This is a genomic window from Pandoraea sputorum (assembly GCF_000814845.2).
Taxonomy (GTDB): domain Bacteria; phylum Pseudomonadota; class Gammaproteobacteria; order Burkholderiales; family Burkholderiaceae; genus Pandoraea; species Pandoraea sputorum.
The window spans coordinates 1,124,448-1,141,786 of the sequence record NZ_CP010431.2; the positions used below are offsets into that span (position 1 = coordinate 1,124,448).

5 protein-coding genes are annotated in these 17,339 nt (G+C 64.9%); all 5 read left to right on the forward strand.

Annotation, left to right across the window (positions count from 1 at the left end):
• Window positions 1–10 precede the first annotated feature (10 nt).
• Window positions 11–610, forward strand: coding sequence for a YbjN domain-containing protein (locus NA29_RS05160; RefSeq protein WP_052252539.1), 600 nt, complete (start codon window positions 11–13; stop codon window positions 608–610).
• A gap of 233 nt (window positions 611–843) precedes the next feature.
• On the forward strand, window positions 844–1,545 hold the full coding sequence (locus tag NA29_RS05165; protein ID WP_052252540.1) for an STN domain-containing protein: 702 nt from the start codon (window positions 844–846) through the stop codon (window positions 1,543–1,545).
• A complete protein-coding gene (locus tag NA29_RS05170; RefSeq protein WP_039396430.1) occupies window positions 1,546–2,061 on the forward strand; it encodes an RNA polymerase sigma factor in 516 nt (171 codons plus the stop codon). It abuts the gene before it with no gap.
• A 76-nt stretch (window positions 2,062–2,137) separates the two neighbouring features.
• A complete protein-coding gene (locus NA29_RS05175; protein ID WP_052252541.1) occupies window positions 2,138–3,193 on the forward strand; it encodes a FecR family protein in 1,056 nt (351 codons plus the stop codon).
• Window positions 3,194–3,461: 268 nt separating this feature from the next.
• Window positions 3,462–17,150 (forward strand): filamentous hemagglutinin family protein, encoded by a 13,689-nt coding sequence (locus tag NA29_RS05180; RefSeq protein ID WP_167370885.1) that lies wholly within the window; start codon window positions 3,462–3,464, stop codon window positions 17,148–17,150.
• Window positions 17,151–17,339: the final 189 nt, after the last annotated feature.

A 17,339-nucleotide genomic window follows, 5' to 3' on the forward strand; every position in this document is an offset into this window, starting at 1 on the left:
GACTACTGGCATGAACGAAGAGAACACGATGCAACAAGACAACCACGACGCAGCACAAGCGGCCGTGCCGGCGACGTCAAGCGAGTCGTCACCGCTGGACGTCATCACCTTCATGACGTCGGCACAGGTGGCCGACGCGATTCGTGCCGCCGGTTGCGCCGTCTCGGTTCAGCAAGACGATCTGGTGACGCGTCTGCACAGCGCCAGCCACGGCATCGGTTACCAGGTGCACTGGGGCAATCAGGCTGGCGTCGATCAGTATCTGGATCTCACGCTGAGCTGCCCGCTGCGCATTCAGGGCGGCGATCTGCCTGAAGGACTCATCAACGAATGGCATCGCTCGCGCCGCTTCGCGCGCGTGGCCGCGCACGGCGAATTCCTCGTGTTGGAGATGGACGTGTTCGTCGCGGGCGGCGTCACGTCGGAATTCCTGCGCTTCTCGATGCGTCTGTGGGTCGAAATGATGGGACAGTTTTTCCTGCATTTGCGCAACTTTACGCAGCAGGTGGCCGGTCAGACCGCCGCGCCGCGTGACGACCTGGCAACGCCGGGCGACGCCCTCGCCGGTGTCGATGCCGCAGAGCCGCAGGCACCGATGACGCTCAACTGAAGCGTCGCCGCGCGGCGCATCAAGCGCGTTTTCCTCTCGAGCCTGGGGACCTTCCCGCGCGGCAGAATCACGTCCAGCAGACGACTGGTTGGCCCGTAGCGCGCTTACTACCCCGTGGGCGCGTTACGGGTTTTTTTCTTTGAGAAGGCGATCCTGCGCATTGTCAAAGCATCGTCACAATCGCACACGAGAATTGTCAGGAATTCTTACAAATCATTAGTGGATCAACGGGGATGCGTAAATCGCCCGCCGGGGTGAGTTGGCTGGCTGGCGTATTAGCGCTCGGGTGGCTCGCGTGTCTGCTGTTCGGTCCGGCCGCCATTGCCCGGACGGATGCGCGTGAAGCGCAGTCGTTCGATATCCCGGAGCTCCCCTTGAAGGACGCGCTCGCCCGCTTCGACACGCTCACGCGTATGTCTGTCTTTTACCCGTCGTCGCTGGTGGAAGGCCGTCGTTCGCATGCCGTGTCCGGTATCCGCGCCCCGCATGAGGCGCTTGACGAGATGCTCTCCGGCACCGGTGTGACGGCGGAGCGCACGGCGGAGGACGCATTCGTGCTGGCGCCGGTGAATTCGCCGGTCTCGCACGATTCGTCGCGTGGTGAGGCGAACGTTGCCGGGAGCTACCTTGCAACGTTGCAAAGCGTTGTGCTGCGCGCACTCTGTGCACAGCCGTCGCTTTCGCCCGGCGACAATCGTCTGGCCATGACGGTGCAGGTCGGTGCGAATGCGCGGGTCAGCCGGGTGCGTCTGCTCGATACCACGGGCGATGCCCGTCGGGACACGACCATCGTGCAACGGTTGCAGGGACTCGACGTCGGCAGGGCGCCATCGGATACGACGCGCCCGTTCGTCATCCTGCTGTTGCCCACTGGGTGCCGCACAGGGCATGTTGCGTGCGTGCAATCGCCGTGTCAGGCGATGACGGAGCATTAGATGGTCGACACGCCGCGCGCCTTCCTGCGTGACCTGCTCGCGCAGCGTTACGAAGATCTCAAACGCAAACTGACCTGGCGGCTGGGTTCGGCCGAACTGGCGAGCGACGCCCTGCACGATACATGGGTGCATCTCGACGACCGTGCCGACCGCCAGAGCGACGTGAAGAGTCCGGGCGCCTATCTCATGCGCATCGCCATGAATATGGCGTTCGACCGTGTACAGCGCGAGCGTCGTTACATGAGCGACGACGAAATCGATGCGCTCATGACCGAGTTCGTCGATCCGACACCGGGGCCTGCACAGACCATCGAAGCGCGCGACGATATCGCGACGCTCGAACGTCTGCTGGCCGATCTGCCGCCGCGCCGCCGCGCGATCTTCATTGCGGTGCGCGTCCATGAAATGTCGAACGAAGATGTGGCGCGCCGCTTCGGCGTGTCGCCGCGTCTCGTCGGTCTTGAGCTCAAGCGTGCGCACGAATACTGCGTGGCGCATATGCCGAGGTCCGAATGAACCGGGGATTGCCGATGGCGCGGGGCAAAACCGTCTCAGCAAAGGAGACCTTCCGTCTCATGCGAGAGGTGACGCCATGATGTCCCGACCCGATACCCCGTTGCCGCACAAGCGGCGTCTCGATGCCACCGAGCGGCAGGCGATGAGCTGGGTGCGACGCATGGCGTCCGGCGAGATGACGCACGCCGACGGCGACGCGCTGCGCGAGTGGGCGCGGCGCGATCCGAAGCACGCGCAGGCGCTGGCAAACGCACAGCGTCAGTGGAAGCAACTCACGCAGGCGGCGCAGCAATCGGCGGCTGCCGATGCGGCGGTTGCTGCGTGCCCGGCCCCGTCGCGCAAAGCAAAGACGAAAACGAAGGCAAAGACCGGGCGAGAGACCGGACGCGGCTTCGACCCGCGTCGCCGCTGGGTGCTTGCGGGCACGGCAGGCGCATTTGCGACGGCCGCGGGTGTAGCCGTCATCGGCGCGCCGCTTGGGCTGCTGCCCAGTGCTGCATCCATACACGCCGACTACAGCACGGGAACCGGCGAGCAGCGCACCGTCGCGCTGGCAGGCGATGTCTCCGTTGAAATGAATACGCGTACGAGCGTGGCGCTTCGTACTGGGGGCGCTGCGTCCGGCACGCCGGGCATCGACCTGTTGAGCGGCGAAGCCGCTGTAGACACCACGCTGGCGTCGCGCCCGTTCGAAATCGTGGCGGGCGCGGGACGCACGGTTGCGCACCACGCGCGTGTCGAAGTGCGCAACGTGGCCGACAAGGTCTGCGTGACCTGCATCGAGGGCGCGGCGGACGTGGTGCACACGGCCGGGCGTGTCACATTGCGTGCGCGTCAGCAACTTGTCTATGACGCGCGCAGTCTGCAATCGCTGGTCAATGTCGACGCCAACGCCATGCCCGAATGGCGCGACGGCTATCTGCGCTTTGCCGAGGTGCCGTTGGGTGATGTGATCGACGAGATCAACCGTTACCGTCCGGGGAAAGTCGTACTTCTGAACGACAAGATCGCCGCGCGTCCGGTGACCGGACGCTTTGCGATCCGCTCACTCGATGTGGCGCTCGGCCAGATCGAACATTCACTCAGTCTGTCGGTGCGCACGCTGCCCGGTGGCATCGTGTTGCTCGGCTAATTGACGCGGATCCCCTCGGTCGATGCAGTCTCCGAACGCCCCAATCCGGGTGTTCGCCGTGACGGTTCGGTCATGTCACGAAAGATTCAAATAAATCCTTGCCGATTGGCCTGCGTCGAAGGGTCTTAGTCCCGAGAGCGTCAAGCGTTCCTTTCGCATTCCTATGCATAGAACGTTTGGACGAAAACCTGCCAGAGGCTGTTCGCTGGCGTTGTCGCGAGACACCGCCCCACAGCCGCACCAGACGACAGACGGGATTGAAACCATCATGCGTAAGCGCGTAGCTTCTTCTTCGCCCTCCGTGCCCTCCTTACCACTGCGCGTGCTGCGGATCCGCCCGCTTGCGCAGGCAGTCGCGGTGTTCGCTGCGAGTAGCGCCATGATCGGCGCGGCCCACGCGCAACAGGCGTTCAGCAATGCATGGTTCGCCGCACGCGGCGCTGCGCAGAGCACGGCGGCGCAAACGGGACGCTTACCCAACGGCATGCCCGTCTCGTCACTGCAAAACCCGGGCGAGCAGCAGCAACGCGCCAATCAGGCGTTGCAGAACTCCATCGCCAATCTCGCGACCGCAGCGCAAGGCATCGCCGCGATGCAGGCCGCGCAGACGGCGGCGCGTCAGGCCGCTGCCGCGTCTCCCGAAACGATTCCCGATGGGCTTGCTGAAGGTGGCCTGAAGGTCGACACGAACAGTCTCACTGCGGGCTGGATCAATGCGAAGAAGGACATCGCGCAATCGCGCGACACCGCAGGCAACACCAACGTCAAGATCGAGCAGACGGGCGAGAAGGCCATTCTGAACTGGGAGACGTTCAACGTCGGGCGTCGTACGACGGTGGAGTTCGCGCAGCAGCCGGGCTGGGCGGTGCTCAACCGCGTGAACGATCCGAATGCGCGCCCCAGCCAGATTCAAGGGCAGATCAAGGCGGATGGCACGGTCGTGATCGTCAACCGCAACGGCATTCAGTTCACGGGCACGGCGCAGGTCGATACGCGCAATCTGGTGGCCGCCGCCGTGGGCATGACGAACGATCAGTTCAATCGCGGCATCTACGGTACGGCGCTCGCAGGTGTGACGGTGCCGACATTCGCCAATGACCTGAACGTCACCGGCTCGGGGTTCTCGCACACCGGGGCGACGGCCAATGTGGTCGTCGATGCGGGGGCGCGCATCAACACGCGCAAGCCGCAATCGGTGACGGAAGGCGGCGGCTACGTGCTGCTGCTGGGTCGCGAAGCGCATAACCGGGGCACGATCGTCACGCCCTCGGGCCAGACCGTGATCGCAGGCGGTGACGCGTTCGTCATCCGTCGCGGTATGGGCACGGACGGCAATCCCAACTCCAGCACACGTGGCAACGAAGTCACGCCGAGCCTCCTCGCGGGATCGACGGCCGGACGCGTGAGCAATAGCGGTTTGATCCTGTCGACGCTGGGCGACATCACGCTCACCGGCCGTCAGGTCGATCAAAGCGGCGTACTGGTGTCGAGCACCTCCGTCAACACGCGCGGCACGATTCATCTGACGGCGAGCGGCGACACGAATGCGCAAGTGAAGTTTGCGCCGGGCGCGGTGAGCGCGATCCTGCTCGACACCGCAGGCGACACGGCCCTCGATGTGCAACGCTCGTCGCTACTTGCCGACACGGCCAAGGTCGCTGAATCGGGGCTGTACAACCGTCGCGACCAGTCGCTCGTGCAGGTCGTCTCGTCGGGCGACGTGCTTTTCGACAGCGACTCGCTCACGCTCGCCACCGGCGGGCAGATCAACGTGGCGGCGACGCGTCGCATGGTCGCGACAGCGCGTGCCAAGCTCGACGTGTCGGGCGCCGTCGGCGTGCAAGTGGCGATGGCGTCGAACAACGTCGAAGTGAACGTGCAGGGCAACGAGCAACGCGACGCGCCGACCAACCGTGACTCGGCGCTGCTCAACAATCAGACGCTCTTCATCGACCGTCGCTATCTGGTGCGCGTGCCTGCGGGTACGCAAGGTTTCACGACCGACCGCTGGTACACGGCGGGCGGTCTGCTCGAAGTCAGTGGCTATCTGAACACCGCACAACACGGCGTCGGCGAATGGGCCGCGCAGGGCGGGACCGTGCAACTGGGCGGCGCAGAGGTCGTCACGCGTGCTGGCTCGCTGATCAATCTCGCAGGCGGCACGCTCGACGTGCAGACGGGCATGATTCGCCAGAGCTGGCTGCGCGGCGACGACGGGCAACTCTATCGTGCCGACAATGCGCCGGGCGATTTGCGCTATCTGGGTGTGTATCGTGGTTTCGAAGTCGCGCATACCCGATGGGGTAAAGGTAGAACGGAGTCGTACGCCACGCCGTTCATTGCACCGGGCGAGCGCCTGGAGAACGGCTATACGGTCGGACGCGATGCGGGGCGTCTGGTCGTCTCCAGTCTGTCGGCTGTGCTTGAGGGCGATGTCGATACGTCCGTCTATCAGGGACCGCGCCAGACGCAGGCCGCCGACCGGGGACTCTACGACGGTTACCTGCAATCGCAACTGGCTGCACCGCGCGCCGGACAGTTCATCGTTGGACGGATCACGCCCTATTACGACGACGTGGCGCTCGCCTTGCGCGACAGTCCGTCGGCGCTCGTTCGCACCATCGACGTGGGGTCCGTGCAGGCGCTGGCGGCCGACAGCGCACTCGACGCAGCGATCGATCCGAAGCGCGCAGGCAAGATTTCGCTAGATGCCGACTGGATCAATCGTCAGAACTTCGGTGCCGTGAAGCTGATGGCGACCGAACGGCTGACGCTGGACGGCGACCTTCGTGTTGCCGATGGCGGCGACGTCGGCCTGCATGCCACGCGCGTGGAACTCAACGCTAACGTGACCGCACGCGGCGGGGTAATCGCCGCAGGCAATATCCTCAATCAGATGCTCACGAGTACCGCCAACGGTGTCTGGACCGACATGCCGGTTGCCGACACTGCCATTGTCGGCGGTGAGCAGTACGTCAAGGTGGCGGGCGGCGCGACGCTCGACGCACGCGGCCTGTGGCGCCGCGCGGATGACGGCGAGGCGGGCATTCACGGCCTGCCGTATGTCAACGGCGGCAATGTGCAGCTCTCCAGCTCGGGCGACGTGAGGTTGCTGCCGGGGAGTGTCGTCGATGTGTCGTCGGGCGCGGCGTTGTTGTCGAACGGCACGGTGCGTGGTGGCAAGGGCGGCAGCGTCTCGCTGCTGGCCAGCCAGTACGACCTCGACGGCAAGCGGCATGGTGAGGTGCAGGTCGACGGCACGTTGCGCGCCTATGGTGTGAACGGCGGCGGCACGCTCAAGCTCGACACGGGCAATGGCGTGGTCATCGGCAGTGTCGGGCTTCAGACTGCGGGTTGGCTTGCCCCCGGCGAGTCCGTGCCGTTTAACGTCATGCTGCTCGAGGACTACACAATCAAGGCTGGCACGGTCGCGCCGGTCGATTACAAGCAGACGATCTCACGCGTGATGCCCGGGCAGACACTCACCACTGCGCCGGCAATCACCGCCGACGCGCCGGTGACGCTCGCTGCCGACTGGACCGTGCCTGCGGGGGCGTCGGGTACCTTTTTCGCTTACGCGCCGAGTGGCCGGTCCTACAGTTCGGGGCAGGTCGTGCCTGCGGGCACCGTTATCGTTCGCTCATTCGGCACCGTCGCGCCGGGCTATGTGCTCCCGGGGAACGTCTTTCCTGAGGGCATCCCCGTTGTGCCTTACAACGTTGTTGCCAAGGCAGGTACGCCGCTTCCGTTCGACGTGACATTGGCCAAGGGGGATGTCGTCCCCGTCGGGCTGACCGTGACGCAGAAGGTGCGGGTGGCGTCGCCTACGGTCTTGAGTGCAGATATCTTCTCCACCGGTTTCTCGCGCTATGACGTCACCGGCCAGCTTGGCGTGTCTGTGGCCGACAATGCGCATCTGAACGTGGTGATGCCGGTGTTGTACGCGGACAAGCAGGCCGCGCAGGCCGCCGCGAGCGGCAGCGATCCGTCTCGCGTGTTGCGCACGTATCTCCCGCCAGTCTGGCAGAGCGACGCTGCTAAGGGCACCGTCACACAACGCGGCGGCGCGGATCTCGCGCTTAACGCCGGGACGGTCTACAAGCGTGCGCCGCTGGTCGTGGGCGAAGGTGCGCGCATCGACGTCGATCCGGGGCGCAGCATCGCGCTGACGGGTAACGATCAGATCACCCTGCTCGGCGGCTTGTACGCGGCCTCGGGCAATGTCAGCCTGTTGCGCGGCGCGTTCGGCACGGGCAATGAAGTCGATCGTCCCGACGGCGCATTCACGGCGCGCTCGATCTGGCTCGGCAGCCATTCCGTGATCGATGTGGCGGCCCAACCGTTCGTGGCGCAGGACGCATCCGGCGCGTACAACGGCCGGGTGGCCGCTGGCGGCACGATCCAGATCGGCGCGAAGTACACGCATGGAGCGACCAAGGTCGACGCCGCAGACGCTTTCGTCATCGTGCGCCCCGGTGCGAAGCTCGATGCGTCGGGCGCGTCGGCAGACGTCGACGTACCGGGTCAGGGCCGCACGCATGTGACGAGCAACGGCGGCGTGATTTCGCTGGCCTCGGCGCGGGGCCTGTATCTCGACGGTGAGATGATCGCCGCGTCGGGCGGCGCGGGCGCTGCGGGCGGCACGCTGAATCTGGTACTTGAGACGCTCGCCTACGCCCCTGTCGACCGCCTCACGCTCAAGGGCGCTGGCGTGGAAGACGCGGTTCGCGTCGCCCACGAGATGGTCGTTGCACAAACGCAGGGTCCGGGCACGCTGTCGGACACGCTGACGGCGGGCGCAGTCGGTGGCGGGCTCGCGATGGGAACTGCGCGTATCGGCGTAGACCGCGTCAAGGCCGGTGGCTTCGACAATCTCGCGCTGCTCGCCAACGGCATGATCGATTTTGACGGCAGCGTCGACCTGTCGCTGGGACAAAGCGTGCGTCTGACGGCCAATTCCTTCGGTCTGGCAGCGAACGCGGCCCTCGGGAGCGTGGTGAAGATCGCCGCGCCGTATGTGCAACTGGCCGGGGCTACGCGTACGCAGGGCGAAAACGAGATCATGCCCAATGCGGTTGTGGGCTCGAAGAATCAGGGGCAGGGTGGCGGTGCGCTCGGACTTCCGGCGCAGGACCGCAACGCAAAGTTCGAGGTCGATGCATCGATCATCGATCTGTCCGGTCCGATGCAATTCGGCACGGCAGGGACCATTGAGACGAACACGGCACCGATCGAAGTCCGGCGACTCGCATTTGGCGATGTCGCGCTGCGCAGCCGTGGCGACCTGCGGCTTCTCGACAAGACGACGTTCTACGTTCCGGGCGATCTGACGCTTGCCGCCGCTCAGATCTATCCCGTCTCGGAAGCCACTGCGACCATCGTCGTGGGACAGCGCACTTATGTGAACGAGCAGTGGTTGACGAACGAAATCCGATTCGACCCTGAGCGCAAGTTGACCATCGAGCGCGTGGGCAACGCGCTGCCTGCACAACCCTATTCGCTCTTTGGCAATCTGACGATCGCTGCGCCACAAATCTTGCAGGGCGGGGTGTTGCGCGCTCCGATGGGCACCATTACGTTCGGCACCACCAGCAACCTCCAGACCATCGGTTTGCTGCGTCTGCTGCCGGGCAGTGTCACGTCGGTGAGTGCCGCAGGGCTGACGATGCCCTTGGGTGGCTCGCTCGACGGCCTGAGCTATCTCAATGCCGGTGCCGATGCGAAATATGCGCTGGCAGGTGCAGGACCGACGATTGCTGTGTATGCGCACTCGGTGGGCGTGGACGATGGCGCGGTCATCGATCTGTCGGGCGGCGGCGAGATTCGCGGGGCGGCGTTCCTTAGCGGACGTGGCGGCTCAGTCGATGCGCGCCTCTCGCCGCTCATGCAGGTGGTGCAGACGGGCAACAAGGCCAGCTTCACGCTGCCGTCCCTGTCGTCCAATCCGGTCTACGCCATCGTTCCTGGTGCACAGTCGGCCTACGCGCCTATCGTTGGCGACAACGGCGCGGGCGCACCGCTCATCGGTCAGCAGATCACCATCGGCAACGGCGTGCCGGGTCTGCCTGCCGGAACTTACACGCTGTTGCCGTCGACGTTCGCACTGCTACCCGGCGCGTATCGCGTGGAGTTGCAGCCGGGGACGACAGCGCCGACGGGTCTCGCGCCGCTCTCGATGCGCAACGGTTCGCTCGCGCTATCGGCGCAGTTGAGCGTGAACGACACCGGCATTCGCAGCGCCACGCCTACGCGGGCTGTGCTCACGTCCGCAGACACGTTGCGTAAGTACTCGCAGTACAACGAGATGAGCTACGCCGATTTCGCGCGGGCCGCGTCTGCCCGCGACGGTGTCCCCCGCTCGCTGATCGAGGCGGATGCAAAGCGTCTCGACTTCTATTTCCTGCCGCGCAGCTATTTGGGGGCAATCGATGGACTTCCCTCACTGCGCTTCGAAGGCCGCGCCGACGTCACGCACGGCAAGGACGGTTACGGTGCCAGCGTTCTCGTCGGCTCGCCGTCCGGCGGTAGCTTCGAAATTCTCGGCGCGAATGCCAGACCCACGGTGGGCGATAACGGGTTGGTGTCGCTCTATGCCAAAGACTTGAACGCAATCGGTGCGGCGCGACTTGCGATCGGCGCGCTGCCTGAAGTGCTCAAGGGCACGGGGGGCTCGCTGGAGGCCGCCACGGCAACGTTCGATCTCATCGGTCGCGGCAGCGTGTACGACGTCGTGCTGCGCGGCGACGCTGTGTTGCGGGCGGGCGAGGTGTTCATCGTCACGCGGGCGCCTACGCGCGGCATCACCATTGAGCAGGGCAGCGGCATCAACACGCTCGGCTATGGCATGCAGATGTGGGATGCGTCGACCGGCTTTACCTACGCCCCGGGCAAGGCCGGTGTACTGGCTGTGTCCAACGGTCGCCTTGCGATGCTCGCGCCGACCCCGACGACGACTGCCGACTCGTTTGGTTCGGGCTACATCGATCTGGGGGTCTGCACGGCAGGCGCTGCATGCTCGGGCGAGTCGTTACTGCTGTCCGAGGGCTCCATCGCCGTAGCAACGGATAAGCGTTTCACGATCACCGATGCCGTGCGCTACGGCACGCGTCAACTGTCGCTCTCGGTCGGGCGGGTGAACGTGGGCGAGCAGGCTTCGCTCGACGCGCTGGCGGCGTCCGGGAAGCTTGCGCAGGGGCTGACCCTCAATCAACCGGTGCTGTCGCGCCTGCTGCGCGGCGACACTGTGTACGGCGCACCGGCGCTGCAAAGCCTGTCGCTCATCGCCCGCGATTCGATCAATTTTTACGATTCCGTCGAACTGTCCACCATCGACGCGACGACCGGCAAGTCGAGCATCGACACGCTCGTGCTCGGCACGCCCGCGATCTTCGGCTACGGATCGAGCGATGCGCTGGCGCGCATTCGCACCGATCGGCTGGTGTGGACCGGCTCGAAGGACCCGGCGAGCAGTGTGGTCGCTGGCGGCGCGGGGACCGGCAGCGGTCGGTTTGCGATCGATGCGCGGGAGATCGAGTTCGGTTTTGGGCCCGCCACGCAGCCCGACGTCAACAACGCCATGAATCGTCTGGCGGTCGGGTTCTCGACGGTCGAGCTCAAGGCGAGCGAACGTGTTACCGCCAATCAGAAGGGCAGCCTGTCCGTCTATCGCTCGCAAGACGGCTGGAACGACCGGACGCACGCCTATGACTACCGCGGCGGCGATATCGTCATCGATACGCCGATACTCACGGGTGCGGCGGGCTCGGTCAATCGCTTCAATGCGGGCGGCAACATCACGGTCGCCAATGCAAGCGCCCGGGCGAAGTCGGCGGTTGGTAACGACCAACTGGTGGCCGCGCTCGGCGCGGAAGTCGGGCTGAAGTCCGGCGGCGCGACGCACATCGACACTAACGTCGTGCTGCCGAGCGGCCGCCTGCGCGTGGACGCGGCCGGTGACGTCACGCTCGGCGATGGCGCACAACTCGATCTCGCAGGACGCAAGCTCCAGTTCTTCGACGCGACGAAATACAGCTGGGGCGGCGACGTGTTGCTGTCCAGCGAGCAAGGCGGCGTGCGTCAGGCAGGCGGCTCGGTCATCGATCTGTCCGCCGTAGAGAACCGCGCGGGCAAGCTGTCCGTGACGGCCGTAGGCCCGACCGGCGGGGAGGTCTCGCTCGCAGGCAAGTTGCTCGGCAGCGCAACGGGCGTGTACGACGCCGGTGGCACGCTGGTCCCGTTCAGCGCGGGCGGCATTGATGTTCGTGCGCAGCGCATCGATGGCTTTACGGCATTGAACTCGCGTCTGAGCGAAGGTGGCGTGTTCGGCAGCCGCAGCTTCCAGATCAAGCAAGGCGATCTCGTCGTCGGCGACGAACTCAAGGCACGCGAAATTACGCTCTCGGTCGACGGTGGACGGCTCGATATCGCCGGACGGGTGGATGCGAGCGGCAAGCAGGTGGGGAGCATCCGGTTGTCGGCGCGCGACGGTGTGAACATCGGCGGTAATGCAACGCTCGACGCACACAGCACCACGCTTCGACTGGATAGCTACGGTCAGCCTATCGAGGCGTCGAACCGTGCCGTTGTCGAAATCAACGGCGGTGACGGGCGGGTCGTGCTGGCCGATGGCGCGCGTATCGACGTACGCGCAGGGACGAACGGCGCGGCGCTCAATGTCGGCACCGTCGAGATCAGCGCCAGGCGGCTGGGGGCGAACGGGGCGGGCAATGCGACGGGTAACGACATTGCCATCGATGCAGGCGGCAACGTTGTGATCGATGGTGCCCGTTCGATTACCGTGAACGGCATGCAGCGCGATGCCAATGCGCGTCCGGGGACCGACGTTTCGGTCGACGGCCGCCCGTATCAGATCATCGATCAGGCATATCTCGACACGCTGCACGGACAGAACGAGACGTTCATGTCCAATGCGCTGGCCAACGGCGCACTGCTCGCGCGACTCGCGGGTCTGCGTCGCCATACGGACGCCTTCCATCTGCGACCGGGCGTCGAAATCGTGAGCGCTACGCCAGAGGGCGATCTGCACATCGATGGCGACATCGACATGTCTCGCTATCGCTACGCGAGCCTGAATCCGAACACGCAGAAGACCGGCGTGTACGGCAGCGGCGAAGCCGGGGCGCTGACCATTCGTGCGGGTGGCAATCTCGAAGTGTTCGGCAGCGTGAACGACGGCTTCGACACGAGCAAGCTGACTGCGACGTCTTCGGACAACAAGGGCTGGGTGCTTACCAGTGGCAAGGCTGGCTGGGGCGGCGACGCCGTGGTGCCCGTCGGCGGTCTTGTCACGCTCGCAGCAGGGACGACGTTCCCGGCGCAGCGACAACTCAACTACGACATCTCGATCGAAGCCAGCACGCTGCCGGGCGGCACACGTTTGCCGGGGCAGGCGACATTGACGGCCGATCTGACCTTCCCCGCAGGCACGGTGCTGGGCGGTGCGGTGCGCGATGCCTCCGGCAACGTGGTGTACGCGGCGGGTTCGGTGCTCACGTCGAGCGTGACGCTCACTCGTGACATGAAGCTGGACGCTGGCGTGCTGTTGCCAGGTGACGCGTCGGTGGCCGCCATGGTGTGGCCCGCAGGAAAGGTCCTGCCCACGACCTTCGTGCTGGCCAGCGATCTGGCGATGAAGAAGGGCGCGATTATTCCGGCAGAAGCCTCGGTCAAGCTGCCGAACGGTGTGACGTTCGTCAACGTGCGCCCCGCTGATGCCGACGGGATTCAGGGACAACTGCTTGCGCTCGCGCCGATGCTGCAACCGGGATCGGCCTCGTGGTCGATGCGGCTGGTCGCGGGCGCGGACACGACAGCCGCCGATCCGCGAGCGTTGCGCGCGTCCGCCACGAACGGCCATCTGGTGCTCTCGGATACGCATTACGGGATGGGGGAAAAATCGGTGCAGATCCCGGGCACAGGAACACCCGGTGTGTATCGTTGGGGAAGTGATGCAGGGTGGTACTTCGGCACGAATCCGGGGGATCCCATCACTGCGCAGGAGCTTGCGGACTACGGTATCCACTCCGACGCCGATGCGGACTTCTGGAACACTATCGGCGACATGATTCAGATCGTCACACCGGGAATTCCTGCGCAATACGAGATGAAAGCCAGCCCGGCGCGTGAGCCGATTTTCAGCGTGGTGCGCACCGGCACGGGTGATCTCGACATGCTCGCTGGCGGAAACTTCACCATGAATTCGCCGTACGGCGTTTATACGGCGGGCACGCAATCGCGAGATGTAGCGGCCGCTTATAACCTGGCCCGTGCCACGTTGAAGAACGCGGCGGTGCTGGGACCGGACGGCGGCGAGTTCGAAAAATTCGTCGACGGCAAGGCGCAAAGCCTTTATTCGGCCTGGTATCCGGAGCACGGCGGCAATCTCTTCGTGCGTGCGCAGGGCGACATTCGTGGCGATACGATCGGCACGTCCGATAGCTACATTCGCCCGAATGCGACGGGGTTCGGCAACCCGCGTCAGGTCGTCGATTCCGGTAACGTCGGTGGCTGGCTGTGGCGGCAGGGCTCTGGTTCGGCGATTGCGACGGGGGGTGTGCCGACCGCATGGTGGGTGAATTTCGGCACCTATACGGTGGGCAAACAGAGCGGTTCCGCCGAGTTCGAAACGGCACCGTTCCTGCAAGGCTTCACCGGGCTTGGAACGCTCGGCGGTGGCAACGTCGTGCTTGAGGCGGGCGGCGACGCGGGCATGCTCGAATCGCGGATGGGACCGGGGAATAGCGAAGGCCCACGTGCGCTGGCGCGAAGCGAGGGCCTGAACGTCTCTGTGGCCAGTACCGGTCGTGTCTCGGCCGATGGCTCGCAGATCGTACTCACCGGTGGGGGCGATCTTGACGTGCGTATCGGCGGCGGCCTGAATCCGGTGCGCGAAGTTCGCGCCATCGCACAGACCAACAGCCCGATTACCGATCTGTCCACGTGGCGTATCGGCAATCTCGCACTGAACGGAACGTTCACCAACCTGCGGGGCGCGACACGTGTTGAGGCCGGAGCGCTGGGTGGGTTCGACGCCATCTTTGGCGGCACCGACATGAGCGAGTCGCGCGCACGCGATCCTTATGTCGCCGAACGTGGCATCGGGACCGGTGGACCGTCGCTCGTGCTGGGCGACTCAACGGCCCGAATCGACACGCGTGGCGATCTGGTGATCGGCGGTTACGGCGATGCCACGCGCACGCAGCAACGAAACAACGGGACTCCGTTCTCCGTGAACGGCACTTCGTACTCCGGCGAGGGCATCAGTTGGTTCACGCTCTGGACGCCGTCGACCGCCATCGATCTGTTCAGCGCTGGCGGGAATCTGGTGCCGATCACGGCGTTGGGGGATCGTAGTCGTGCGGGCATGAACTATTCGTCGACCGACGGGCGCTTCGTGTTGCCCGCCACGTTGCGTGCTGTGGCAGCCAGCGGGAGTATCTTCAACGGCTACTCGGCGACGGGCATTCTTGGCGAAGATTCCTTGCCGTCCCGTGGCGACACACCGGTATTGCTGGCGCCGGAGCCGGTCAGTTCCCTGTTCAAGGTCACTGCCGACGGCGGCGCGCTGGAGATGATTGCGGGCAAGTCGTTGTATGGTTCGGGCTACGCGCTCAGCCGCTCGGCGGCGGATCCGACAGCCTTGCCCACTGCACAGAATCCTGCGTTCGCGGGCGGAGTGCTCGCCACCTGGTTCGGTCGTAAGTTCCTGACCAACGTCCGACAAGACGCATTGGCGCCGGATTTCATGCTGTTCGCCTATAGCCAGGATTCGCTCACTCGTTTCCCCATGTTCAGCCTGACACCGGCGACCGTTTCGGGGTACGACTTCAGCGGCATTGCGCCCGCACGCTTCTACGCGCTGACCGGCGACATCGTCGGCCTTCAGACCGGGGGCATCAACTATCGCGGAACCGTCTTGCCGCAACCCGGTACGGAGCCGAACTGGTACGAAGGCAACGGGGCGGTCGCCATCCGGGCGGGCAGAGACATCGTCAACTCGGGCACGCCGCTCGGGACGTTCCTCTCGACTAACGGCAATTTCGCTGGCTGGTACACCATTCCGGACTTCCAGGATCCGGTGAACAATCCGGGCAGACCGCAACCGAGAGGCAGTGCAACGACACGGGGCAACCTGATCGTTCAGAACTCGCCGGAAGATATTTCCGTCGTTTCGGCCGGACGCGATATCCGATATAGCTCGTTCTACGTGGCCGGTCCGGGCTTGCTCGAAGTGACGGCCGGACGCGACATTCTCCTGGCCGACAAGGCCGAGCTGCGCAGCCTCGGGGCGCTGACCAACGTCACTTCGGGCGACCGGAGCAGCGGTGCCGGGATTGCCGTGGCGGCGGGGGTCGGTCCGAAGGGGCTCGATGGCATCGACTTCAAGGCGTTCGCGGCTCGTTATCTCGATCCGGCGAATCTTGCCGAAGCGGGACGTCCGTTCGCCGATCAGCCAGGTAAGGCGGTCGTGGTGTATGGCGGTGAGATGACGTTGAGTGGCTGGCTGAAACAGGCGTTTGGCTATAGCGGGGATGCGAGCGGTGCCGAGGCCTATCTCGTCAACAAGCAAGCCGAACTTGATGCTGCGAGCAAAGCTGCGGGGAGTGCCGGGGCTGTTGCCAGGCGCGATCTGCGAAACGAGTACGCTCAGCAAAGCAATCTGTATCTCGTGAACTGGCTGACCCGGCGTTTTGGCGATGCGACGGTGCGCTTCGGTCAGGGTGTGCATTTCGATGCGGCGTCGATGGATGCGCGTCAGTTCTTCGACGCGCTTGCACCGGAGCAGCAGCGTGCCTATTTGCGCGATGTCTATTTCGCCGAGTTGCGCGCGTCCGGCCGGGAGTACAACGACGCGAGCGGTCCGCGCGTGGGCAGCTATCTGCGCGGTAGGGAAGCCATTGCGACCTTGTTCCCGACGACCGACGCCTCGGGCGCGGCACGGCAGTACGACGGCGATCTGACGATGTACAGTAGCGCGGCGTATTTCCTCCAGAACATGAATCGTGTGTCGACGACGCGTCCGCAGGCGGGGGTGAAGTACTTGACGCAGGCGCAGTGGATCGCCCGTGGGAGCCCATCGACGGGTGTGCCGCACTACGAAGTGCAGGATGCCGGGATTCATACGGACTTCGGTGGCGGCGTGAGCGTTCTTGCGCCGGGTGGGCGAACGCTCGTCGGTGTGGATGGCGGGTTCGTGCCGGAAGAGGGCTCGGGGATTCTGACGCAGGGCAGGGGCAACGTCGAACTGTATTCGCTCGACAGCGTTCTGCTGGGGCAGAGCCGTATCTTCACGACGTTCGGCGGCCACATCCTGGCGTGGTCGGCGCAAGGCGATATCAACGCCGGTCGCGGCTCGAAGTCCACCGTCGTCTATACGCCGCAACGCCGGGTGTATGACGGACTCGGAATTGTTTCGCTTTCGCCGACCACGCCGAACACGGGAGCTGGCATTGCGACGCTGGCGCCGATCCCCGAGGTGCCGCCGGGCGACATCGACCTGATCGCGCCGTTGGGAACCGTAGACGCGGGCGAGGCCGGGATTCGGGTGTCGGGTAACGTGAACGTTGCGGCATTGCGTGTGATGAATGCCGAGAACATTCAGGTGCAGGGCAAGTCGGTGGGCATCCCAACGGTCGCTGCCGTCAATGTCGGTGCACTCACGAATGCGAGCGCGACGGCGGCGCAAGCGGCGTCGGCCGCTCAGGAGGCGATGGCTCGCGATCGGGCGGCATCGAGGCAGAACCAGTCGTCCATTTTTAGCGTGCGCATGCTGGACGCCGGGGCGCAGACCGACAGCACGGGCAAGCCGCGTGCGGATACCGGCAAGATGTTCCGCTACGATCCTGCGTCGCCTGTGCAGGTGGTTGGCCAGATGAATCTGTCCGAGTCCCAGTTACAGGCGCTGACCCCGACGGAACGGAAGAACCTGATGCGTTGATCGTTCCTGATATGGAGAGGGACCGACCGCTCTATATATAGGGAGGAGCGCGGACGGTCCTCGAAGAGTGCCCCGCAAGCCCGTGCAACGGGCTTGCGGGGCACTCTTCGTTTGGGCGGTGGATGGCGTGGACACGCAAGATTCTTGCGATCTTAAAAATAATTTCACAAAGGGCTTGCGCTCACCCAC

What these genes read in the sequence shown, in the direction of transcription:
- NA29_RS05160 (WP_052252539.1), top strand. Translation starts at nt 11, where the DNA reads ATGAACGAAGAGAACACGATGCAACAAGACAACCACGACGCAGCACAA.
- NA29_RS05165 (WP_052252540.1), top strand. Translation starts at nt 844, where the DNA reads ATGCGTAAATCGCCCGCCGGGGTGAGTTGGCTGGCTGGCGTATTAGCG.
- NA29_RS05170 (WP_039396430.1), top strand. Translation starts at nt 1,546, where the DNA reads ATGGTCGACACGCCGCGCGCCTTCCTGCGTGACCTGCTCGCGCAGCGT.
- NA29_RS05175 (WP_052252541.1), top strand. Translation starts at nt 2,138, where the DNA reads ATGATGTCCCGACCCGATACCCCGTTGCCGCACAAGCGGCGTCTCGAT.
- NA29_RS05180 (WP_167370885.1), top strand. Translation starts at nt 3,462, where the DNA reads ATGCGTAAGCGCGTAGCTTCTTCTTCGCCCTCCGTGCCCTCCTTACCA.